This window comes from Streptomyces sp. NPDC004658, from assembly GCF_040609555.1.
In the GTDB taxonomy this organism is placed as follows: Bacteria; Actinomycetota; Actinomycetes; order Streptomycetales; family Streptomycetaceae; genus Streptomyces.
Map to the genome: position 1 here is coordinate 12,657 of NZ_JBEXKG010000034.1, position 21,791 is coordinate 34,447.

The 21,791-nt window shown below is 71.7% G+C and carries 18 protein-coding genes; 9 read left to right on the top strand and 9 right to left on the bottom strand.

Annotated features, from left to right (window positions below; all coding sequences use genetic code 11):
• The first annotated feature begins 59 nt into the window (after positions 1-59).
• The 4 genes from ABZV94_RS14850 (at position 60) to ABZV94_RS14865 (ending at position 7,216) form a co-directional block, all read left to right on the top strand.
• Positions 60-1,307 (top strand): Ig-like domain-containing protein, encoded by a 1,248-nt coding sequence (locus tag ABZV94_RS14850; RefSeq protein ID WP_356340651.1) that lies wholly within the window; start codon positions 60-62, stop codon positions 1,305-1,307.
• 111 nt (positions 1,308-1,418) lie between these two features.
• Entirely contained in the window at positions 1,419-2,861 is a 1,443-nt protein-coding gene (locus ABZV94_RS14855; protein WP_356340652.1) for an ABC transporter permease, read from the top strand.
• A 123-nt stretch (positions 2,862-2,984) separates the two neighbouring features.
• Positions 2,985-3,668 carry an ABC transporter ATP-binding protein gene (locus ABZV94_RS14860; protein ID WP_356340653.1) on the top strand — a complete coding sequence of 228 codons (684 nt, stop codon included), beginning with the start codon at positions 2,985-2,987 and terminating at the stop codon, positions 3,666-3,668.
• A 242-nt stretch (positions 3,669-3,910) separates the two neighbouring features.
• A complete protein-coding gene (locus ABZV94_RS14865; protein ID WP_356340685.1) occupies positions 3,911-7,216 on the top strand; it encodes a S8 family serine peptidase in 3,306 nt (1,101 codons plus the stop codon).
• Positions 7,217-7,282: 66 nt separating this feature from the next.
• Here the strand turns inward: ABZV94_RS14865 and ABZV94_RS14870 are convergent, their stop codons facing one another.
• A complete protein-coding gene (locus tag ABZV94_RS14870; RefSeq protein WP_356340654.1) occupies positions 7,283-8,191 on the bottom strand; it encodes a helix-turn-helix transcriptional regulator in 909 nt (302 codons plus the stop codon).
• 171 nt (positions 8,192-8,362) lie between these two features.
• Between ABZV94_RS14870 and ABZV94_RS14875 the strand changes: the two genes are divergently transcribed.
• The gene (locus tag ABZV94_RS14875) at positions 8,363-9,403 is read left to right on the top strand and encodes an NAD(P)-dependent alcohol dehydrogenase (RefSeq protein ID WP_356340655.1); all 1,041 of its coding nucleotides are present in this window, start codon (positions 8,363-8,365) and stop codon (positions 9,401-9,403) included.
• A 102-nt stretch (positions 9,404-9,505) separates the two neighbouring features.
• On the opposite strand, the gene ABZV94_RS14880 is transcribed toward ABZV94_RS14875, so the two are convergent.
• From ABZV94_RS14880 to ABZV94_RS14900, 5 genes are all read right to left on the bottom strand, one after another.
• Positions 9,506-10,231, bottom strand: coding sequence for a hypothetical protein (locus ABZV94_RS14880; RefSeq protein ID WP_356340656.1), 726 nt, complete (start codon positions 10,229-10,231; stop codon positions 9,506-9,508).
• A 95-nt stretch (positions 10,232-10,326) separates the two neighbouring features.
• Positions 10,327-10,992, bottom strand: a complete 666-nt coding sequence (msrA, locus tag ABZV94_RS14885; protein ID WP_356340657.1) for a peptide-methionine (S)-S-oxide reductase MsrA — start codon at positions 10,990-10,992, stop codon at positions 10,327-10,329.
• An 89-nt stretch (positions 10,993-11,081) separates the two neighbouring features.
• Entirely contained in the window at positions 11,082-12,200 is a 1,119-nt protein-coding gene (locus tag ABZV94_RS14890) for a hypothetical protein (RefSeq protein ID WP_356340658.1), read from the bottom strand.
• A 109-nt stretch (positions 12,201-12,309) separates the two neighbouring features.
• Complete coding sequence (locus ABZV94_RS14895) at positions 12,310-13,941, bottom strand: M48 family metalloprotease (protein WP_356340659.1); 1,632 nt, start codon at positions 13,939-13,941, stop codon at positions 12,310-12,312.
• A 259-nt stretch (positions 13,942-14,200) separates the two neighbouring features.
• Positions 14,201-15,319: a hypothetical protein gene (locus tag ABZV94_RS14900; RefSeq protein ID WP_356340660.1), complete on the bottom strand. Its 1,119-nt coding sequence runs from the start codon at positions 15,317-15,319 to the stop codon at positions 14,201-14,203.
• Positions 15,320-15,593: 274 nt separating this feature from the next.
• Between ABZV94_RS14900 and ABZV94_RS14905 the strand changes: the two genes are divergently transcribed.
• Positions 15,594-16,751, top strand: a complete 1,158-nt coding sequence (locus ABZV94_RS14905; RefSeq protein WP_356340661.1) for a cystathionine gamma-synthase — start codon at positions 15,594-15,596, stop codon at positions 16,749-16,751.
• Positions 16,752-16,755: 4 nt separating this feature from the next.
• Here the strand turns inward: ABZV94_RS14905 and ABZV94_RS14910 are convergent, their stop codons facing one another.
• The 3 genes from ABZV94_RS14910 to ABZV94_RS14920 form a co-directional block, all read right to left on the bottom strand.
• Complete coding sequence (locus tag ABZV94_RS14910) at positions 16,756-17,004, bottom strand: hypothetical protein (RefSeq protein WP_356340662.1); 249 nt, start codon at positions 17,002-17,004, stop codon at positions 16,756-16,758.
• A gap of 97 nt (positions 17,005-17,101) precedes the next feature.
• On the bottom strand, positions 17,102-17,605 hold the full coding sequence (locus ABZV94_RS14915) for a sigma factor-like helix-turn-helix DNA-binding protein (RefSeq protein ID WP_356340663.1): 504 nt from the start codon (positions 17,603-17,605) through the stop codon (positions 17,102-17,104).
• Between the two features lie 138 nt (positions 17,606-17,743).
• The gene (locus ABZV94_RS14920; protein WP_225826950.1) at positions 17,744-18,250 is read right to left on the bottom strand and encodes a MarR family transcriptional regulator; all 507 of its coding nucleotides are present in this window, start codon (positions 18,248-18,250) and stop codon (positions 17,744-17,746) included.
• A gap of 162 nt (positions 18,251-18,412) precedes the next feature.
• Here ABZV94_RS14920 and ilvA point away from each other — a divergent pair, with 162 nt between their 5' ends.
• From ilvA to ABZV94_RS14935, 3 genes are all read left to right on the top strand, one after another.
• Entirely contained in the window at positions 18,413-19,642 is a 1,230-nt protein-coding gene (gene ilvA / locus ABZV94_RS14925; RefSeq protein WP_356340664.1) for a threonine ammonia-lyase, read from the top strand.
• A gap of 229 nt (positions 19,643-19,871) precedes the next feature.
• Complete coding sequence (locus ABZV94_RS14930; RefSeq protein ID WP_356340665.1) at positions 19,872-20,858, top strand: ATP-binding cassette domain-containing protein; 987 nt, start codon at positions 19,872-19,874, stop codon at positions 20,856-20,858.
• Positions 20,855-21,706, top strand: coding sequence for an ABC transporter permease (locus tag ABZV94_RS14935; protein ID WP_356340666.1), 852 nt, complete (start codon positions 20,855-20,857; stop codon positions 21,704-21,706). The genes ABZV94_RS14930 and ABZV94_RS14935 overlap by 4 nt, the downstream gene beginning before the upstream one ends.
• Positions 21,707-21,791 lie beyond the last annotated feature (85 nt).

Consider the following 21,791-nt stretch of genomic DNA (forward strand, 5'->3'; position numbering starts at 1 on the left):
AGGTTCTTGGCGGGGACTCTCGGGGTTATCGCGACTCGGCAACGATGGAGAAGCTTGTGATGACGAACAGTAGGCGGCGTGGGCTCCTGATGGCCTCGTCCGCTCTGCTCGGTGGTGCGCTCATGCTGACGGCGTGTTCCGGCGGCGACGCCGACGCCTCCTCCGGCGGCAACGACACCTCGCAGGCGAAGGCCGACGAAGCGGCGGCCAAGAAGTCGTCGGAGGCGCAGATCACGATCACGCCCAAGGACGGCTCCAACAACGCGTCGATCAACAACTCCGCCGCCGTCACCGTCCGCAAGGGCACCCTCACCGCCGTCACGATGACCAGCCAGGACGGCAAGACCGTCGCCGGCCGGCTGTCCGCCGACGGGAAGAGCTGGAAGCCCAGCGTCCAGCTGGAGCGCTCCACCACCTACAAGCTCGCCGCGGAGGCCAAGGACTCGCAGGGCCGCATAGCCCACGAGAACGCGTCCTTCACCACGGTCTCCCCGGCCAACAGCTTCATCGGCACCTTCACCCCGGACAACGGCGCCACGGTCGGCGTCGGCATGCCGGTGTCGATCAACTTCGACAAGGCGATCACCAACAAGGCGGCCGTGCAGAAGGGCGTCACGGTCACCTCCAGCAGCGGCCAGGAGGTCGCCTGCCACTGGTTCAACGCCAACCGCATGGACTGCCGTCCGCAGGAGTACTGGAAGGAAGGCTCCACCGTCACCCTGAAGCTCGCCCTCGACGGTGTCCAGGGCGCCAGCGGCGTCTACGGCGTCCAGCAGAAGACGGTCACCTTCCACATCGGCCGCAACCAGGTCTCGTACGTCGACGCGAAGACCAAGCAGATGAAGATCACGCAGGACGGCAAGGTCGTCAAGACCATACCGATCTCCGCCGGCTCGCCCGACAACAAGACGTACGAGGGCCAGATGGTGATCTCCGAGAAGTTCAAGGAGACCCGGATGAACGGCGCGACGGTCGGCTTCACCGACGACGACGGCAAGGGCGAGTACGACATCAAGGACGTGCCGCACGCCATGCGCCTGACCACCTCCGGCACCTTCATCCACGGCAACTACTGGGGCGCCCCCTCGGTGTTCGGCAACGTGAACACCAGCCACGGCTGTGTGGGCCTCCAGGACAAGAAGGGTGCCAACGACCCGAGCACGCCGGCGGCCTGGTTCTACAACCACTCGCTGATCGGTGACGTCGTCGTCGTCCAGAACACCGGCGACAAGACGGTCTCGCCGGACAACGGCCTCAACGGCTGGAACATGGACTGGGCGCAGTGGAAGGCGGGCTCCGCCCTCTGACGCTCCCTCACCCGCTGTGCCGGTGCCGCCCCCAGAGGCGGCACCGGCCTTTTCATGCTCCTCTTATGCGGGGCTTATGGTGCCATCAGGGTCCGTCCCTAGCTTGCGGCCATGTTCTTCACCTACCTGAGGCGCGAACTGCGCCGCCGCAGAAAGGCGGCCCTCGTCGTCGCCTCCGGCCTCGCGCTGGGCATCGCGCTGGTCATCGTGGTCAACTCCGTGTCCAACGGCATGGGGAAGGCCCAGGACAAGGTGCTCCAGTCGCTGTACGGGCTGGGCACCGACATGACGGTGACCAAGGCGGCGTCGGCACCCACCGGCGACGCCCAGCGGCCCCGCTTCCGGTTCGACGCGCGGAACGACGGCGACGACTCCGCCCAGAGCAGCGACCGCGTCATGGTGCAGGGCTTCCAGACCCTGCCGGTCTCCACGGTGACCAAGGTCGGCTCGCAGTCCGGCGTCGCGGACGCGGTCGGCGGGCTGAGCCTTCAGGTCCTCAAGGTCAGCGGGCAGTTCACGCGGGGTCAGTTCCAGCAGAACGGCGGCGGCGGCTTCGAGCGCGGTGGCGGGGACGGCCGGCCGCAGGGTGAGGTGAAGGGCGGCGGCGCCGACTTCGACGTCAACAACTACTCCGTGTACGGCACCGACGTCACCAAGCCCGGCCTCGGCCCGCTGACCTCCTCGAAGATCACCAGCGGCCGTACGTTCAAGGCGACGGAGACGAACGCCAAGGTCGTCGTGGCGGACTCCGCCTACGCCAAGGAGAAGAAGTACAAGGTCGGCTCCACCGTCACCATCAAGGGCGTCACGTTCACGGTGATCGGCATCGCCACCGCCGACAGCGGCGACTCGGCCGCCAACCTGTACATCCCGCTGCGCCAGGCCCAGACCCTCGGCGACGCCAAGGACAAGGTCACCACGATCTACGTCAAGGCGGCCGACTCGAAGAGGATCGACAGCGTCAAGTCGGCGATCCAGAAGAACGTCTCGGGTACGACGGTCACCACCTCCGCCGACCTCGCGGACACCGTCTCCGGCTCCCTGTCCACCGCCTCCTCCCTCGCCACCAACGTCGGCACGTGGCTGTCGCTCGCGGTGCTGGTGGCCGCGTTCCTGGTCGCCGGCCTGCTCACCTCCTCGGCGGTCTCCCGGCGGGTCCGCGAGTTCGGCACGCTGAAGGCGCTCGGCTGGCGGTCGGGCCGGGTGACCCGGCAGGTGGTCGGCGAGGCCATGGTCAACGGCCTGGTCGGCGGCGCCCTCGGCATCGTCCTCGGCCTGGCGGGCGCGTACGCCGTCACCGCCATCAGCCCCGGCCTCCAGGCCCAGCTGGGCGGCGGCACGGGCGGCGGCCCCGGCGGTGGCGGCGCCTTCGGGGGCGGCCCCGGACGGCGGACGGCGAAGACCCTGGAGGTGGCCCTCACGGCCCCGGTGAGCATGACGACGATCGTCCTGGCGGTGGGCCTCGCGGTGGCGGGCGGCCTCGTCGCGGGTGCGTTCGGCGGCTGGCGGGCGTCCAGGCTGCGCCCGGCGGACGCGCTCAGGCGGGTGGAATAGGCCGGCTTCCCGGCGGGCCGGCCGGTCCGGCCGAGGAGCGCGGGGAACCGCGCCCCAGCCCCCACGGACCGGCGGCCGGAAAACAAGCGCGCACCCACCCCGAAACAGACCCCCGGAGCCCCCATGTACGCACTGAACAACGTCACCAAGCGCTACACCCGCGGCAAGGACACCGTCCACGCCCTCGACGGCATCGACCTGACCATCCCCGACGGGGACAGACTCGTCATCCAGGGCCCCACGGGCGGCGGGAAGTCCACGCTCCTGCAGATGCTCGGCGGCCTCGACCGCCCCACCTCCGGTGAAGTCGTCCTGGACGGCACCGACCTGGCCGGGCTGAGCGAGGCCCGGCTGACCCGGGTCCGCAGCGAGAACATCGGCTTCGTCTTCCAGTCCTTCAACCTCATCCCGACTCTCACCGCCCAGGAGAACGTGGAAACCGCCCTCGTCCCCCTCGGCGTCAAGGCGAAGGAACGCCGCGAACTCGCCGCCGAGGCCCTGAAGTCCGTCGGTCTCGGCGAGCGCCTCGGACATCTCCCCGGCGAGATGTCCGGAGGCCAGCAGCAGCGCGTCGCCATCGCCCGGGCCGTCGTGAAGAAACCCAAGGTGCTGCTGGCCGACGAGCCGACCGGCAACCTGGACGAGGGCATGCGGGACGAGATCATGGACGTACTCGAACGCCTCTGGAAGGAGCACGGGCTGACCTTCATCATGGTCACCCACGACTCCACGCTGGCGAGGAAGGCTCCGCGCCTGGCCACGCTGCGCAAGGGGAAGATCACCGTGAAGGAGAACGCGGCCACCTGATGACGCATAACACAGGTGGAACGCGGTGCACTTCGCGGTTCTGTAACGGTGTCCCGGCCGCCGCGTAACAGTTTCCCGGCCCGCTTTCTCACCGTCCTCTCATCTATTGAGTCCGTTGATCACCCCCCGGCATACTGCGTGATCCGGGGGGTTGACGTGCATGTGTGCGAGTCCACCCCCGACCGGGTGAATGGGGAATTCGCCCGGTACTTCATCTCCAGGGGGAGAACTTGCGCAGACAAGTGAAAAGAGCGGCTGCGGCCACCGTGGCAACGGCCGCAGCGGTCGCCCTCGCAGCGGGTATGACCAGCCCGGCGTCGGCGAAGCCCGGACGCGCCTCGGTGGCCGCCACCGCCGCCTCGAAGGCCGCCGTCAAGCACCACGTCACCCTGATCACCGGTGACCGCGTCGCCCTCGACGCCAAGGGCCGTGTCGTCGGCCTGGAGCGGGCCAAGGGCCGCGAGCACATACCCTTCCAGGTCCGCAAGGCCTCGGGACACACGCTGGTCATCCCCGCCGACGCGGCCCACCTGGTCGCCTCCGGCACGCTGGACCAGCGCCTGTTCGACATCACCGAGCTGAACAAGGCCGCCACCCGCAAGGCCCAGAAGAACGGCCTGAAGGTCATCGTCGGCTACCGCGGCTCCGCGACCACGGCCAAGGCCGACGTCCGGGACGCGGGCACCCTGCGCCGCAGCCTGAAGGCGCTCAACGCGGACGCCGTGCAGACCCCGGTCGACGACACCGCCGAACTGTGGGACGCCGTCACCAACGGCGACCGGACGGCCTCCGGCATCGCCCACGTCTGGCTCGACGGCGTCCGCAAGGCCGCCCTCGACAAGTCCGTGCCGCAGATCGGCGCCCCCACCGCGTGGGCCGCCGGCTACACCGGCAAGGGCGTGAAGGTCGCCATCCTGGACACCGGTGTGGACACCAGCCACCCGGACCTCAAGGACCAGGTGATCGAGTCCAAGAACTTCACCCCCGCCGCCGACGCCACCGACCACTTCGGGCACGGCACGCACGTCGCCTCCATCGTGGCCGGCACCGGCGCCAAGTCGGGCGGCAAGTACAAGGGTGTGGCCCCGGACGCCAAGCTCCTCAACGGCAAGGTCCTCGACGACAACGGCTCCGGTGACGACTCCGGCATCCTCGCCGGCATGGAGTGGGCGGCCTCCCAGGGCGCCGACGTCATCAACCTGAGCCTCGGCGGCTACGACACCCCCGAGATCGACCCGCTCGAAGCCGAGGTCAACAAGCTCTCCGCCGAGAAGGGCATCCTCTTCGCGATCGCCGCGGGCAACGAGGGCCCCCAGTCGATCGGCTCGCCCGGCAGCGCGGACGCCGCACTCACCGTCGGCGCCGTCGACAAGCAGGACAAGCTCGCCGACTTCTCCTCCACCGGCCCGCGCGCCGGCGACGGCGCCATCAAGCCGGACGTCACCGCACCGGGCGTGGACATCACCGCCGCCGCGGCCAAGGGCAGCGTCATCGACCAGGAGGTCGGCGAGAAGCCCGAGGGCTACCTGACCATCTCCGGCACCTCGATGGCCACCCCGCACGTCGCGGGCGCCGCCGCCATCCTGAAGCAGGAGCACCCGGACTGGGGCTACGCCGAGCTGAAGGGCGCCCTGACCGGCTCCACCAAGGGCGGCAAGTACACCCCCTTCCAGCAGGGCTCGGGCCGCATCCAGGTCGACAAGGCCATCAAGCAGTCGATCGTCGCCGACCCGGTCTCGGTGAGCTTCGGCGTGCAGCAGTGGCCGCACACCGACGACAAGCCGGTCACCAAGAAGCTGACGTACCGCAACCTCGGCGACAAGGACGTCACGCTCACCCTGAGCAGCACCGCCACCAACCCCAAGGGCGCGGCGGCCCCCTCCGGCTTCTTCAAGCTCGGCGCGACGACGGTGACCGTCCCCGCGCACGGCACGGCCGCGGTCGACTTCACCGTCGACACCAAGCTGGGCGGCACCGTCGACGGCGCCTACTCGGCGTACGTCACGGCGACGGGCGACGGCCAGACCGTCCGCACGGCCGCCGCGGTGCAGCGCGAGGTGGAGTCGTACGACCTCACCCTGAAGTTCATCGGCCGCGACGGCAAGCCGGCCCCGTACTACAACGCCGACGTCAGCGGCGTGGGCGGCCTGGCCAACGGCGTCTGGCTGACCCCGTACGACAAGTCCGGCACGGTGAAGGTGCGCGCGCCCAAGGGAACGTACATCCTCAACACCTCCGTCTTCGCCGACCCCCAGAACGCGTCCAAGGGCATCGACTGGATCGCGCAGCCGAAGCTGACCGTCGACAAGAAGCAGACGATCACCATCGACGCGCGCAAGGCCAAGCCGGTGGACATCACCGTCCCGGCCTCGGGCGTGAAGTCGGAGTTCGCCTCGCCGGAGTTCGACGTCACCATCGGCGACGGCCAGTACGGCTACGGCTGGTTCCTCGACTCGTACAAGAACTTCCGCACCGCCCACCTGGGCCCGCAGCTGCCCGCCGGGTCGCTGTGGCAGCAGTGGGACGGCCACTGGAGCAAGGGCGCGACCGAGGAGTACGACGTCACCTCCGGCGGTGCCGTCAAGCAGCTCGCCACCGGCTACACCAAGCACTACAAGGCCAGCGAACTCGCCACCGTGAAGGCCCGCCTGGGCGCGGCGGCGAGCGGCAAGAAGGGCTCGATCGACGCGGTGGGCTGGCTGCCCGGCAGCACCGGCGCCTCCTCCATCAGCATCCCGCAGAAGCTGCCCGGCACCCGCACCCTGCACCTGTCCGCCACGGGCGGCGTGAAGTGGGGGCTGGAGTTCCAGCAGAACGGCGGCGTCGACCAGGACGGCTTCCCGGTCACCGAGGCCGGCTACGAGCTCGGCCAGTTCACCTTCAAGGGCGGCCAGACCTACACCAAGACGGTCAACACCGCCGTCTTCGGCCCGCACCTCGGCAAGGAGTTCGGCCTGTTCCGCGACGGCAACGAGATCTTCGGTGTGCTGCCGCTGTTCGCCGACTCCGCCAAGCACGCCGGGTCCTCGCAGTTCACCTCGGTGAACACCACGCTGTACCGCAACGGCAGCAAGGTCGGCTCGAACACCGACCCGCTGTTCGGCGAGAAGACCTTCAAGGTGCCGTCCGGTGACGCGGCGTACAAGCTGACCACCTCGGTCAAGCGGTCCGCGAAGGTGTCGGAGGCCTCCACGCGCATCGACGCGGCCTGGACCTTCCGCTCCAAGAAGCCGGCGGACTTCGTCCAGCTGCCCGCCTCCGCGCTCCACTTCGGCGCCACGACCGGCCTGGACAGCCGCGTCACGGCCGGCAAGACGGTCACCTTCCCGGTCACCGTGGAGGGCTCCGCCGCCGGCGGCAACCTGAAGTCCCTCGCCGTCTACGTCTCCTACGACGGCAAGAACTTCAAGAAGGTCACCGTCAAGAACGGCAAGATCACCGTCAAGAACCCGGCGAAGAACAAGGCGATCTCGTTCCGCGCCCAGATCACCGACAAGAAGGGCAACACGTCGGCGATCACCATCTACAACGCGTACTTCGGCAAGTAGGCCGTCGTGGCGTGAGCCGTAGCGCTCCCTGAGGGGTGCACCGGAGGAAGGCCTCCGGTGCACCCCTCATCGCGTTGCCGCGCGCCTCGCGTCGGCACCCCAGCTGGCCAGGAGACGGAGGGAGTCCGCGGAGGAGGAGTCCGGGTCCGCGTGATAGGTGACCAGGGACTGCTCGGAGCCGTCCGTCAGGCGGAAGCTCTCGAAGTTCAGGGCCAGGTCGCCCACCAGCGGATGGTGCAGGTGCTTGACGCCGTGGCTCTTCTCCTTGACGTCGTGCGTGGCCCACAGCCGGCGGAACTCCTCGCTCTTGACGGACAGCTCACCCACCAGAGCCGACAGACGCGCGTCGTCCGGATCGCAGCCCGCGTCCATGCGCAGGGCGCACACGATGTCGATCGCCTTCTGCTCCCAGTCGACGAACAGCTCCCGGTAGTCGGGGCGCAGGAAGACCAGCCGCGCCCAGTTCCGCTCGGCGGCCGGCAGCTCCCCCCAGTCGCCGAAGACCGCCGCCGCCATCCGGTTCCACGCGAGGATCTCCGCGCGCCGGCCCACGATGTACGCCGGTACGGCCTCCATGGTGTCCAGCAGTTGCCGCAGCACCGCCCGCACCTGCTGCTGCCGCGCCGCCGGCTTCTTCTTGTGCGCCTTCGGCTTGGCCAGATGGGTCAGATGCGCGTGCTCGGCGTCCGTCAGCCGCAGCGCCCGCGCGATCGAGTCCAGCACCTCGGCCGACACGTTCCGGCCGTTGCCCTGTTCCAGACGGGTGTAGTACGCCACGGACACCCCGGCCAGCTGCGCCAGCTCCTCGCGGCGCAGCCCCGGCACCCGGCGGTGCCGTCCGAAGTCGGCCAGCCCCACGTCCTCGGGCTTCAGCCGGGCCCGCCGGCTGCGCAGGAACTCGCTCAGCTCCGCCCGCCGGTCCAGGGGCCGCCCGGTGGCCACACTCGCGTCCGGCTGCTCGTCCCTGCTGTCCATGCGTCCAGTATTCCTGGTCGTAGGCCCAGGAGCCTGACCCCGCCGGTGGTAGGAACGGCGGTCGTACGCAAAAGCGTGGTCTGGGTGGGCGGCGCCCCGCGCGACAGGCTGGAGGCCGTGCCCGGCGGAAAGGCAGCCGGGCACAAAACCCCCCGCTAGGAGATCCTCCGCATGACCACTGTTGCCGCATACGCCGCGCCCGCCGCGAAGGCCCCGCTGGAGCGGACGACCATCGAGCGACGCGCGGTCGGCGAGTCCGACGTCCTGATCGACATCAAGTTCGCCGGTATCTGCCACTCAGACATCCACCAGGTCCGCGAGGGCTGGGGCGAGGCGATCTTCCCGATGGTCCCCGGCCACGAGATCGCGGGCGTGGTCGCCGAGGTCGGCCCCGGCGTGACCCGGTTCCAGGTCGGCGACCGGGTCGGGGTCGGCTGCATGGTCGACTCCTGCCGCGAGTGCGAGAACTGCCGGCGAGGCGAGGAGCAGTACTGCCTCAAGGGCATGGTCGGCACCTACAACGCCATCGGCAAGGACGGCGAGCCCACCTACGGCGGCTACTCCGAGAAGATCGTCGTCGACGAGAACTACGTCGTCCGCATCCCCGACGGGCTGTCCCTGGACGTCGCCGCGCCGCTGCTGTGCGCGGGCATCACCACGTACTCGCCGCTGAGCCACTGGAACGCGGGCCCCGGCAAGAAGGTCGCGGTCGTCGGCCTCGGCGGTCTCGGCCACATGGCCGTCAAGATCGCGCACGCCATGGGCGCCGAGGTGACGGTCCTGTCCCAGTCCCTGCGCAAGAAGGACGACGGACTGAAGCTGGGCGCCGACCACTACCACGCCACCAGCGACCCGAAGACCTTCGAGGAACTGGCCGGCACCTTCGACCTGATCGTGTCGACCGTGTCGGCGCCGATGGACTTCGGCGCCCTGCTGTCGTTGCTGAAGACGGACGGCGCCCTGGTGAACGTGGGCGTCCCCGAGGAGCCCGTCTCGCTCAACCTCTTCTCGGTGATCGGCGGCCGCAAGACGCTCGCCGGCTCCATGATCGGCGGCATCCGGGAGACTCAGGAGATGCTGGACTTCTGTGCCGAGCACGGCATCGGCGCCGAGATCGAACCGATCAGCGCGGCCGAGATCAACGAGGCGTACGAGCGAGTGCTGGCGAGCGACGTCCGCTACCGGTTCGTGATCGACACGGCCACGATCTGACCTGCGGTCCGGCTGGGCCGTGGAGCGTCAGCCGGGTGCGGGTCGGGCGCCGGGTGCGGGTCGTCGTGGTCGTTCGCGCAGTTCCCCGCGGCCCTTCGGGGGCTATGCGAGAGCGAAGCTCTCCCCGGCGCCGTACGCCCGCACCAGGGCCGCTCCGTCGCCCGTCGGCCGTACGACATGTGCCCGGCCGGAGCCGGTCACCCGGGCTTCGCCGTCCGCGACCGTGAGCAGCGTGTTCTCGTCGACGGCGACCCCGTACGGCGCGTCCCCCCGCGCCACCGCCGAGACCAGCCGTGGCAGCGTGCCCCACTGGGCCGCGTGCACGTCCACAGCGAACGGCACCAGGCCGAGCCCCGGCCGTACCTCGATCTCCGTCAGATCCTCCCCGGTCTCCTCCGGGCAGACCGGGACCCCGTCCAGCAGCCAGCCGCCGACCACCGCCCGCCGCGCGGCCACGGCGGCACCGGCGGAGAAACCGGCGTACGGCATGGCGCGGGCCGCCAGCAGCGCCGGCAGCCGCTCCAGGCAGTCCGCGAGAGCGTCCTGGTAGGCGGGCGTGAGCCCACCGCACACCAGCAGCCCGTCGATCCCGTCCAGCACGGCCTCCGGCTCGAACCGGCCGCCGAGCGGCACGAGCAACGGCACCGGCGTGCACGGCGGCCCCGCCTTCCGCAGCGCCGCCGTGTACCGCTCGAACTGCGCGTCCCCGTCCCCCTCGTCGAGGATCAGACACCCGACGCGCCGCTCACCGCCCAGCTCCCGCAGGAACGGCTCGTACACCTCGGCGTGGTCCCAGCCCCCACCGATGAGAAAAACCCGACTGCCCATGCCCTCCCCTTCGCTTCCGTGCCGATCCCTCTCGGCACGAGGGGCGAATCTACGGGGAGGAACCGGGAGCCGTCGCCCGAATTAGCCGCCGAGGGTCAGCCCTGGGCCTTGGCGACCCCGATCGGGCAGGACACGCCGGTGCCGCCGATACCGCAGTAGCCCGCGGGGTTCTTGTCGAGGTATTGCTGGTGATATCCCTCGGCCGGGTAGAACGGCCGGCCCTGGGCCGGGAGGATCTCCGTGGTGATCGTGCCGTAGCCGGAGGAGGTCAGGACCTTCTGGTAGGCCTCGCGGGAGGCCTGCGCCGTGGCCGCCTGCTCAGGGGTGTGGGTGTAGATCGCCGATCGGTACTGGGTGCCCACGTCATTGCCCTGTCGGAAGCCCTGCGTCGGGTCGTGGGCCTCCCAGAAGGTCTTGAGCAGGCGGTCGTACGAGATCTGCCGCGGGTCGTAGACCACCCGGACGGCCTCCGTGTGGCCGGTCAGGCCGGAGCAGACCTCTTCGTACGTCGGGTTCTCGGTGTAGCCGCCCTGGTAGCCGACCAGCGTCGTGTACACGCCGGTCGGGAGCTGCCAGAACTTGCGCTCCGCGCCCCAGAAGCAGCCCAGGCCGAAGTCGGCGACCTCCAGGCCCTCCGGGTACGGGCCGAGGAGCGGGGTGCCGAGGACGGTGTGCCGGTCGGGGACCTCGTAGGCGAGCGCGGGTCGGCCCTTGAGTGCCTGCTCGGGGGTGGGCAGCTGGGGCGTGCGGCCGAAGAGCATGGGGTCTCCCTGTCGGTCTGGGGATGGGGTGCCGGCGGCCGTGCCGGCCGGCACCGTGAAAAACGCCCGGGGGGCCCGCCGCATTCCGGTCAGGCAGGCGCCGCCGCGGGTTCCTGCACCGCCCGCACCACGGTGTTGCGGACCTGGCAGTAGTACCCGGCCATGTCGGTCCGGTAGCGCCACGGCAGCGCGTTGACATGGCCGTCGACCAGCTTGAACTGTTCCAGCGCCGCCTCGTTGCGGTCCTGGAGGTGCAGGTAGAACGCCAGCAGGTGCCGCAGTTCCGGCAGCCGCGGGTGGGACGGGTCCGCCGCCGCGGCGTCCTGGAGCGCCGCCTCGACGCGGGCCAGCATCTCCGGCGTGTTGTCGGCCGCGGTGTCCTCCGAGTCGTCGTGCTCGAAGTGCGCGATGAGCGGCAGCGCCGTCAGCAGGCTGCCGAGCGGCGCGTCGGCCGCCGCCCGCTCGGCGAACTCGAAGGCCAGCCGCTGCGAGCCGCGCCACTTCGCGCACCAGTACTGGAGGGCCGAGAAGTGGGCCTCGTAGTGGTGCGGGCCACGGGCGGTGACCTCCGCCCACAGCTTGTCCATCCCGGCGTTCGGATAGCCGAGGCCCAGCGCCACCCATATCTCCGCGACGTACGGCGTCGGGTCGTCCGGGTTCAGGGCCGCCGCCCGGGCGATCTCCTCACGGGCGGAGACCAGCGTGCGGTGGAAGCCCTCGGCCTGCTCCCGGGTCGTGTACTGGGCGGTCTTCGCGCCGCGCAGCTTCCAGGCGAGGATCACCGTGCTGCGCGCCCGGACCACCGCCGCGTCGGGATCGTCGCGCCGCTCGGCCTCCCACGCCAGCAGCCACGCGTCCTCCTCGGCCGCGCGGTCCGCCAGCAGATAGACGAGCGCCGACCGGCGGTCCCAGTCCGGGCCGATCGCCGTGAGCAGGTCGGCGGCCGGCCGCCAGTCACCGAGGCGCACCGCGGTGAGCGCGGCGGTCCACTGCGCCGGCAGGGGCGCGGCGAGGTCGGTGTTCTGCCGCTCCACGGGCAGCAGCCCGAGCTTCTCCGCGGCCTGCGCGGCCTCGGCGGCCTCCATGGCCTCCGCGTCGTCGTCGGGGCTCGGGTGGAACAGCTCCTTCAGGAATACCCAGGCCAGCCAGAGGACGAAGATCAGCGTGGGCACGGCCAGGATGCCCAGGATCCAGAAGAGGACGGTCATCGGGGGTCGGTCCGTTCGTTTCGGGACAGCGGCGGATTCGGAGGGTGGGAGGTACGGCAGTGGGTGGTGTGGTGTGGGCCCGCCGGGGAGCCGGCGGGCCCACGGCCCGTCAGGCGTCCTGGGTCGCCGGGGGCAGGAGCGCTCGCAGCTGCGCGGTGTCGGGGTGGTCGGCGAGCGCCGCGTTCACGGCCGCCTCCAGCGCCGCCTCCGGACCGTCGTCCTCGGTCTCGGAGCCCCAGCCGGGCAGCCGCACCGTCGCGGGTCGGGACCAGGAGAACTCCCAGTGCAGCAGCGAACGGGAACTGAACTCGGCCAGCACCATCGTGCGCAGCGAGCGGCGCAGCGCGGGCCGCGCGAACTCGCGGAACGCCCGCCCCTTCGCGGCGGCCGCCTCCTGCGACAGCGGCAGCTGCTCGGCCAGCCGCCACAGCCGGCCGTCGTCGATGACGTCCAGCAGCGCGGACAGTGTCGCCGGCTGCCCGGTGTACTGGGCCAGCGCCCGGTGCAGCGGGGTCTGCGCCGCCGACAGGCCCGTGGCCATCGAGGCGTCCAGCAGTTCCTCCCAGCCGGCCGCGCGCGGGTAGCGGAGCAGCTCGTCGGCGAGGACGGCGTCCTCCAGGGCGGCCAGGGTGCGCGCCGGGTCGGTCAGCAGGGCCAGCGCGGCCCCCTTGGCCTCGTCGGCGCGGCCGTCGGCGGGCAGTGCCTCGATCCGGCGCACGCGTTCGGCGATCGGCGGGTGCGAGTCGTACGGCCCGGCCGGCTCCTCGGGCAGCTCCGAGCGCATTCCCGCCAGCTCCAGTTCACGGGCCGTCAGCAGCCGGCCGAAGCCGCCGAAGAACTCGCCGCGCGGCGGCAGCAGCCGGGCCTGCAGGCCGAGGGTGGCGTAGGACTCCAGGTAGAAGTCGTGGGAGGCGGACAGGGCCGGGATCTCGCGCAGCGCCGACGCGGTCGCGTCTCGTCCGGCGATCCGGGCGGCGGTCAGGTCGGCGGCGTACTCCTGGCCGCGTGCGGTGGACAGGGACGCACGCAGGTAGAGCTTGCCGTACGCGGTGTAGATCCTCGCCATCGTCCGGTAGGTCGCCCCGACGCCGGTCGTGTCGATCCGCTTGGCCGTCTTGCCCTTGGCGATCCGCTTGGCGGACGCCCGCTCCTGCCGGGCCCGGTCGGCGGCCACCTTGTCGTCCGCCTTCTCGTGGAACTGGCCGATGACCCGGCCGATCTGCACGCGCCCGCGCACCACCAGCGCGGCGAGCCGGGTGTCGCCGCCGGTGAAGTGCCCGAACTCATGGGCGAGCACGGACCGCAGCTGGGCCTCGGTCAGGCCGGTCAGCAGCGGGACGCCGAGGAAGAGCCGGCGCGGGCCGGGGAGCAGGCCGAGCAGCCGCGGACTCTCGCTCACGGCCGCGTTGACCTCGCCGGTGAGCAGGATGCGGTCGGGCGCGCGGGTGCCGGCCGCCGCGGCCAGCTCCCGGACCAGTGCCCACAGCCGGGGCTCGTCGGCCTCGGTGACCGGCACGCCGGGCCCGTCCTCGCCCTTCGGGGTGCGCAGCATCAGCATGCCGCGGACGACGGGGACGGCCAGCAGTACCGTGACGAAGCCGACCTTCAGCGTGAGCGGGCCGTGTCCCCAGCTGAAGACGAGGACGTCGACGCCGATCAGCGCGGCGAGCAGGAGAAGGCTCAGCAGATAGAAGCCGAGCAGCAGGACGAGGGCGCGCAGCGCGCGCAGAGTTGCGCCCATCGGGCAGATCCCCCCACAGGACCTCAGAAAAGGGACATGACGGAGCGCCGGGCCGGCGGCGGGCCGGTCGGTCGCGGGTGGTGCTTGGCGGTGCTGTGTGGTGCTTACGGTGCGGTGTGGGGGGATGCGGAGTATGCCCTACCGCAGGTCAGAAGGGCAATGCGAAGGGTGTGGACGGGCAGGGGCGGGTGGCCCTGGGGCGGGGGAGGGGCGGGCGGCGGTGGCCAGGGCGGCGGGGTGGGGGCCCGCTCGGGCCGGGTCAGCCGGGGAGGCCGGCCGGGCTGCCGCCGTTGGCCTCGTAACCGGCCACCGCCAGCGCGCGGTGCAGGGCGAACTCTGCGGCCGGATCGTTGAACAGGGTCCACGGCAGCGCGCCGACGTGACCGTCGATGTGTATCAGCTGCTGCATGGCCTCCGCCCAGCGCTCGGCGCGGACCAGGAAGAACAGCAGCAGATGCCGGACGTGCGGCAGTGTCGGGTCGTCGGGGTCGGCCGCGTGCACCGCGTGCAGCGCGCCGTGGATCGCCTTGGTGACGACCTCGCTCTGGTAGAAGCCGGCGACCAGGTTGACCTCGGGCAGGTGCTCGAACACCGCGAACAGCGGCAGCGCGGCGAGCAGTGAGCCCTCCGGAGCGCGGGCCGCGGCGGCCTCCGCGAAGGAGTACGCCTGCTCACGGGAGCCGTGCCACTTCTCGCACCAGTAGTGCAGGGCGGCCAGATGCGCGCCCATGTGGTGCGGGGCGCGGTCGAGGATCTTCAGCCACAGCTGGTCGAACTCGGCCTGGGAATAGGCCAGTCCGCGCGCGATGGACAGCTCTGTCACGTAGGGCACCGGGTCACCGGGGGCCAGCAGGGCCGCCTGCGCGCAGGCCTCCCGCGCCTCCTCCATGATGATCCGGAAGTCGTCCGTGCCCGGTGTCGACGTCCGCCAGGCCTGCTGCACCAGGAACTCCGCGTGGACGGCGGCGCCGCCCGCGTCCTTGGGCTGCTCGACCCGCCACACCCGCAGCCACTGGCCGCCCGGCGTCTCGTGGACGCCGCCGGGCCGCTGCTGCAGTTCCAGCGCGGCCGCGCCGGCGAAGGCCTGCACCCGCTGCCAGCGCCGCTCGCCGCCGGACTCCGTGCCGGCCAGCAGCTGGGCGGCGGCCCGGTAGTCCTGGGTGCGCTGCACCAGCTCCAGGACCTGGAGCAGGTCCTCGTCGGGGCCGGGCAGGCGCACGTCCAGCTCCTCCTGGCGCACGAAGCCGTAGGCCGCCGGGTCGGCGGCGTCCGGGTGTCCCGGGGGCACCTGCTCGATCACCCCGCGCCTGCGCCGTATGACCGGGAGCAGCACGAAGCCCAGCAGGAGCAGCGCCATCAGCAGCCAGAGAATCGACATGCCTCAAGCGAACCAGACGCCGCCGACACTTGGCGAACCCCGCCGCCGGGCTGTGGACAACTCCGGACGGTGGCATGACAGCCGGACGCCGGGAAGCAGGAAGTGTCGGCGGAGTGGCCTGGAGTACGCCCGTAAGGGAGCCTTGGCGTGCCGGCATGGCGGCCCGGAGCGTGCCCGGGGAGAAGCGGCCCGGAGCCGGCAGCGGGTTCGGGTGGGCCCGCCGGTGCTCATGGCGGGCGTCACGATCCCGCCGGGCGCATTACGCTCGGTGCACATGAGCGACAGGCACATCAGTCAGCACTTCGAGACCCTCGCGATCCACGCGGGCAACACCGCGGATCCCCTCACCGGCGCGGTCGTCCCGCCGATCTACCAGGTGTCGACCTACAAGCAGGACGGCGTCGGGGGGCTCCGGGGCGGATACGAGTACAGCCGTAGCGCCAACCCGACCCGGACCGCCCTGGAGGAGAACCTCGCCGCGCTGGAGGGCGGTCGCCGCGGCCTCGCCTTCGCCTCCGGCCTGGCGGCCGAGGACACGCTGCTGCGTACGCTCCTCACCCCCGGCGACCACGTGGTGATCCCGAACGACGCTTACGGCGGCACCTTCCGGCTCTTCGCGAAGGTCGCCACCCGCTGGGGCGTGGAGTGGTCGGTCGCCGACACCAGCGACCCGGCCGCCGTGCGGGCCGCGATCACCCCGAAGACCAAGGCCGTCTGGGTGGAGACCCCCTCCAACCCGCTGCTCGGCATCACCGACATCGCCGCCGTCGCTCAGGTCGCCCACGACGCGGGCGCCAGGCTCGTCGTCGACAACACCTTCGCCACCCCCTACCTCCAGCAGCCGCTGTCGCTCGGCGCCGATGTCGTCGTGCACTCCCTGACCAAGTACATGGGCGGCCACTCCGACGTGGTCGGCGGCGCGCTGATCGTGTCCGACCCGGCGCTCGGCGAGGAGCTGGCGTACCACCAGAACGCGATGGGCGCCGTCGCCGGCCCCTTCGACTCCTGGCTCGTGCTGCGCGGCACCAAGACCCTCGCCGTCCGCATGGACCGGCACAGCGAGAACGCCACGAAGATCGCCGACATGCTGTCCCGGCACGCGCGCGTGACGAGCGTGCTGTACCCGGGGCTGCCCGAGCACCCGGGCCACGAGGTCGCCGCCAAGCAGATGAAGGCGTTCGGCGGCATGGTGTCGTTCCGGGTCGAGGGCGGCGAGCAGGCCGCGGTCGACGTGTGCAACCGTGCGCAGGTGTTCACCCTCGGCGAGTCCCTCGGCGGCGTCGAGTCCCTCATCGAGCACCCCGGCCGGATGACGCACGCCTCCGCGGCAGGTTCCGCGCTGGAGGTCCCGGCCGACCTGGTGCGCCTGTCGGTCGGCATCGAGAACGTCGACGACCTGCTGGAGGACCTGCGGCAGGCGCTCGGCGAGTAAGGGGTCACCAGCCGGTGAGCGGTGGGGTCGTCTGCGAGGGCGGCTCCACCCAGGGGTGGGCGTCGGCCGCCCACACGGCGAACGCGACGGCCGCGACGCAGGCCAGCACCCACAGGATCCGGCGGACCAGCCTGCGCTGCCGCAGCAGTCGTTCCCCTCGGCGCACCGCGTCGCCGTACAGCTCCGGCGGCACCGGCGCCCCGCCCTGCTCCATGATCCGCCGTACGGCGGCCTCCCGCTCGCTCCGTTTCACCGCGGCCTCCCGCCGCCGGACCGGCGCTTTCGCGGGACGGGGCCGCCCTGGTGGCGGTCGCCCGGGGGAACGCGCCGCGCGGGGTCGCCGGCGCGGCTCATGACGGTGCCACCCCGGTGTGCGCGGCGCGGGGGGCGGCCGGGCGGACGGGGTGCAGCACATCCGCCGTGGCGCGGTCGCAGAGGGTGTGGACGCGTTCCGCGGGCAGGCCGAGCAGGGCCGCCGTCTGCTCCTCGGCGACACCCTCGTAGAACCGCAGGACGAGGACCAGGCGCTCCCGCGGTGTGAGCGCGGCGAGCGGACTGCGCGGATCCGGCCGGGCGCGGCCGAAGACGCCGTACCGGTGCCAGGTGGTGCGCGCGAACCGGGTGGCGAGGTACTGGCGGGCGCAGTCGTAGGGGTCCTCGCCGCGCAGCCGGTCCCAGCGGGCGTAGGTGTGGGCGAGGGCGAGCGTCAGCAGCCGCCGCGCGCGCGGGCTGGCGTCCGGTGCCTCCGCGGTGAGCAGCACGGCGGCGTGCAGCAGGCGTCCGGCCGCGCCCGCGACGAACGCCTCGAACTCCCGGGCCCGGCGGGCATCACGGGCCACTTGCCGATCCCCCACCGCGCCTCCCCCCGACTGGGTCCCGCCGCGACCCGGGCGGGGCCGGTCTGGACGGGCCCCTCTGCGGACCCGGTCTCATATCAGGCCAGTCGGCCAGCCGGGGTCAAGACCTCGGAGCCTGCGCAGTGCGGTGCGCGGTCAGGAGGCGGGGGGCTGCTCCGCCGCCGGAACGCCCTGCACCGTCATCCGCGCGGAGAGCGCGTGGTTGAAGCGGGTGAGGAGCGTGCAGAACTGCTCGCGCTCCTCCGGCGCCCAGTCGTGTGTCAGCTCGGCCATGAGCTGACGCCGGGACGAGCGCACCTCCTCCAGCCGCGCGGCGCCGCGCGGCGACAGCTGGAGCACCACCGCGCGCCCGTCCTCGGGGTGCGAGGTGCGCTTGACGAGCCCGGTGTCGACCAGGGGCGCCACCTGCCGGGTGACCGTGGAGGAGTCGATGCCCATGCTCGCGGCGAGCGCCTTGACGCCCATCGGGCCCTCTTTGTCGAGCCGGTTGAGCAGCAGGTAGGCGGCGCGGTCCATGGAGTTGCGCACCTGGCCGACGCCGCCGAGCCGCGTCTGTTCGGCACGGCGGGCGAACACCGCCACCTCGTGCTGGAGGGTGTCGAGGAGACCGGTGTCACCGACGGTCGTCATGTCCATCGACATTTCAGGTGTTGTGGGCATGGCCGGAGGCTCGCTTCATGAAGGGCTGCTGGGTTGGGGGACAGGGTACGCGGCCCGGCGCCGGGCCGTACCAGCGCTGCGCAAACCGGTCTCGCTGCTTGGTCACACCCGCCGGGGGCGCACGTGAACTGCGATGCTGGAGTCATGAGCTATCGCACGGCTGACTCCTTGCGCTCCGTGACCCTCGACGATGTGCGCGGCGCCCAGAAGATGCTCTCGGGGGTGGCCCGTGTGACCGCGATGGAGGGCAGCCGGCACCTGTCCCAGCTGGTCGGCGCCCCCGTGCAGCTGAAGTGCGAGAACCTTCAGCGGACCGGTTCGTTCAAGCTGCGCGGTGCCTACGTGCGGATCGCCGGGCTGCTGCCGGAGGAGCGGGCGGCCGGTGTGGTGGCCGCGAGCGCCGGCAACCACGCGCAGGGCGTGGCGCTGGCCTCCTCGCTGCTCGGTGTGCACGCCACGGTGTTCATGCCGAAGGGCGCACCGCTGCCGAAGATCAGCGCGACCCGGGAGTACGGCGCCGAGGTGCGCCTGCACGGTCAGGTCGTCGACGAGACGCTGGACGCCGCCCAGGAGTACGCCGACAGGACCGGTGCGGTGTTCATCCACCCCTTCGACCACCCGGACGTGATCGCCGGCCAGGGCACGGTCGGCCTGGAGATCCTGGAGCAGTGCCGGGAGGTCCGCACGATCGTCGTCGGCATGGGCGGCGGCGGCCTCGCGGCGGGCATCGCGGTGGGGGTGAAGGCGCTGCGGCCGGACGTGCGGATCGTCGGTGTGCAGGCGGAAGGGGCCGCCTGTTATCCGCCCTCGCTGGCGGCCGGGCGCCCGATGTCGCTGCTGAACCCGGCGACGATGGCCGACGGCATCAAGGTGGGGCGGCCCGGCGCGGTGCCGTTCGGGATCGTCGGCGAGCTGGTCGACGAGGTGCGCACGGTCAGCGAGGACCAGCTGTCGGCGGCACTGCTGCTCTGCCTGGAGCGGGCCAAGCTGGTCGTGGAGCCGGCCGGGGCGAGCCCGGTGGCGGCGCTGCTGGCCGCGCCGGACGCCTTCGAGGGTCCGGTCGTCGCGGTGCTCTCCGGCGGCAACGTCGACCCGGTGCTCATGCAGCGGGTGCTGCGGCACGGCATGGCCGCGCAGGGCCGCTACCTGGCCGTCCGGCTGCGGCTGACGGACCGTCCGGGCGCGCTCGCCACGCTGCTCGGGGTGCTGTCGGCGGTCGACGCCAACGTCCTCGACGTCAGTCACGTCCGGACCGGTCCCCGGCTCGGGCTCACGGAGGCCGAGGTGGAGCTGCACCTGGAGACGAAGGGCCCGGCGCACTGCGCCGAGGTCGGCCGGGCCCTGCGGGACGGCGGCTACACCGTCATGGCCTGATCCGCCCCGGCCGGGCACGGCCGTCACCCGTTCGGCTGAAGCCTCTTGAGGGACGCGATACATCGCGTTATGGTGTGTCGTGTGCTCGCCGGCCGGCCTGCCCGGACGGGCGCCGGCGTCCGCGCACACCGGCGTGCGCGTCCGCGAAAACCGCGGGCGCGGCCGGGCGAACATACCTAGCCTTTGCGAAGAATCCGTCCCCGAAATCCCCGACGACGTGGAGACACATATGCCAGGTGCCATCTATGCCGAAGGCCTGGTGAAGACCTTCGGCGACGTAAGGGCACTGGACGGCGTCGACCTCGACGTGCCCGAGGGCACGGTCCTCGGCCTCCTCGGGCCGAACGGCGCCGGCAAGACGACGGCCGTCCGCTGTCTGACGACCCTGCTGCGCCCCGACAGCGGCAAGGCGGTGGTCGCCGGCGTGGACGTGCTGCGGCACCCCGACGCCGTGCGCCGCTCCATAGGCCTGTCCGGCCAGTTCGCGGCGGTCGACGAGTACCTGACCGGCCGGGAGAACCTGCAGATGGTCGGGCAGCTGTACCAGATGAGGGCGAAGGCGGCCAAGGCGCGCGCGGCGGAGCTGCTGGAGCAGTTCCACCTCTCCGACGCCGCCGACCGCCCCGCCAAGACGTACTCCGGAGGCATGCGCCGCCGGCTGGACCTCGCCGCGGCCCTGGTGGTCTCGCCGCCGGTGATGTTCATGGACGAACCGACGACGGGCCTCGACCCGCGCAACCGCCAGCAGCTGTGGGAGGTCATCAAACGGCTCGTCTCGGGCGGTACGACGCTGCTGCTCACCACGCAGTATCTGGAGGAGGCCGACCACCTGGCCCACGACATCGCGGTCGTCGACCACGGCCGGGTCATCGCCCAGGGCACCTCCGACCAGCTCAAGGCCCGTACCGGAGGCGAGCGCGTCGAGGTCGTGGTGCACGAGCGGGACGAGATCGCCGCCGCCGCGGAGGTGCTGCGCGGCTTCGGCAAGGGCGAGACCACGGTCGAGGAGCACACCCGCAAGCTCACGGTGCCCGTCACCGGCGGCGCCAAGCTGCTCGCCGAGGTCATCCGCGAGCTGGACTCGCGCGGGATCGAGATGGACGACGTCGGTCTGCGCCGCCCCACCCTCGACGACGTCTTCCTGTCCCTGACCGGACATGCGGCGCAGAGCGCCGACCAGGAGGAGCAGCGGAACGGCAAGGAGGCCGTGAAATGAGTGCCGTCACCGAGACCGCGCCCGTCACGGCGCCCGGCAACCCCGTGAGCAGATCCGTCCGGGACTCACTGGTCGTAGCCCGCCGGAACCTGATCCGCATGGGCCGGATTCCCGAGATGCTGATCTTCGGGCTGATCCAGCCCATCATGTTCGTGGTGCTGTTCACCTATGTGTTCGGCGGCTCCATCCGGGTCGGCTCGTCCGACTCCACCCAGGCCTACCGCGAGTTCCTGATGGCCGGCATCTTCGCCCAGACCGTCACGTTCGCCACGGCGGGCGCCGGCGCGGGCATCGCCGACGACATGCACAAGGGCCTCATCGACCGGTTCCGCTCCCTGCCCATGGCGCGCGGCGCGGTCCTGACCGGGCGCACCCTCGCCGACCTGGTCCAGACGGCGCTGACCCTGCTCGTCCTCGCGGTCGTCGCCGTGCTGGTCGGCTGGCGCACGCACGAGAACTTCGGCAAGGTGCTCGCCGGATTCGGCCTGTTCCTGCTGCTCGGATACGCCTTCTCGTGGATCGGCGCGCTCATCGGCCTGTCCGTGCGCACCCCGGAGGCGGCGACCTCGGGCGGGCTGATCTGGCTGTTCCCGCTGACGTTCATATCGAACGCGTTCGTGGACGCGAACCAGATGCCGGTCTTCCTGCGGCACATCGCCGAGTGGAACCCCTTCAGCGCCACGGTGCAGGCCTGCCGCGAGCTGTTCGGCAACCTGCCCCCGGGCTTCCGGACGCCCGACGCCTGGCCCATGCAGCACCCGGTCCTGGCCTCGCTGATCTGGTCGGTCGTGATCATCGCGGTCTTCCGCACCCTCGCGGTGCGCAAGTACCGCTCCGCGACCGCCTGACGGCAGCACGGCGGCGGCCACCGGGCCCGCGCGACGGCCCGAAGCATGACAAGGCCCCCGGCGCGCCCTCAGGGCGCCGGGGGCC

Coding starts and splice junctions, on each gene's coding strand:
- ABZV94_RS14880 (WP_356340656.1), bottom strand. CDS start 10,231: ATGGGCAGTCGGGTTTTTCTCATCGGTGGGGGCTGGGACCACGCCGAG.
- ABZV94_RS14920 (WP_225826950.1), bottom strand. CDS start 18,250: ATGTCGATGGACATGACGACCGTCGGTGACACCGGTCTCCTCGACACC.
- ABZV94_RS14870 (WP_356340654.1), bottom strand. CDS start 8,191: ATGGACAGCAGGGACGAGCAGCCGGACGCGAGTGTGGCCACCGGGCGG.
- ABZV94_RS14905 (WP_356340661.1), top strand. CDS start 15,594: ATGAGCGACAGGCACATCAGTCAGCACTTCGAGACCCTCGCGATCCAC.
- ABZV94_RS14900 (WP_356340660.1), bottom strand. CDS start 15,319: ATGTCGATTCTCTGGCTGCTGATGGCGCTGCTCCTGCTGGGCTTCGTG.
- ABZV94_RS14930 (WP_356340665.1), top strand. CDS start 19,872: ATGCCAGGTGCCATCTATGCCGAAGGCCTGGTGAAGACCTTCGGCGAC.
- ABZV94_RS14935 (WP_356340666.1), top strand. CDS start 20,855: ATGAGTGCCGTCACCGAGACCGCGCCCGTCACGGCGCCCGGCAACCCC.
- msrA (WP_356340657.1), bottom strand. CDS start 10,992: ATGCTCTTCGGCCGCACGCCCCAGCTGCCCACCCCCGAGCAGGCACTC.
- ABZV94_RS14855 (WP_356340652.1), top strand. CDS start 1,419: ATGTTCTTCACCTACCTGAGGCGCGAACTGCGCCGCCGCAGAAAGGCG.
- ilvA (WP_356340664.1), top strand. CDS start 18,413: ATGAGCTATCGCACGGCTGACTCCTTGCGCTCCGTGACCCTCGACGAT.
- ABZV94_RS14860 (WP_356340653.1), top strand. CDS start 2,985: ATGTACGCACTGAACAACGTCACCAAGCGCTACACCCGCGGCAAGGAC.
- ABZV94_RS14890 (WP_356340658.1), bottom strand. CDS start 12,200: ATGACCGTCCTCTTCTGGATCCTGGGCATCCTGGCCGTGCCCACGCTG.
- ABZV94_RS14850 (WP_356340651.1), top strand. CDS start 60: ATGACGAACAGTAGGCGGCGTGGGCTCCTGATGGCCTCGTCCGCTCTG.
- ABZV94_RS14875 (WP_356340655.1), top strand. CDS start 8,363: ATGACCACTGTTGCCGCATACGCCGCGCCCGCCGCGAAGGCCCCGCTG.
- ABZV94_RS14895 (WP_356340659.1), bottom strand. CDS start 13,941: ATGGGCGCAACTCTGCGCGCGCTGCGCGCCCTCGTCCTGCTGCTCGGC.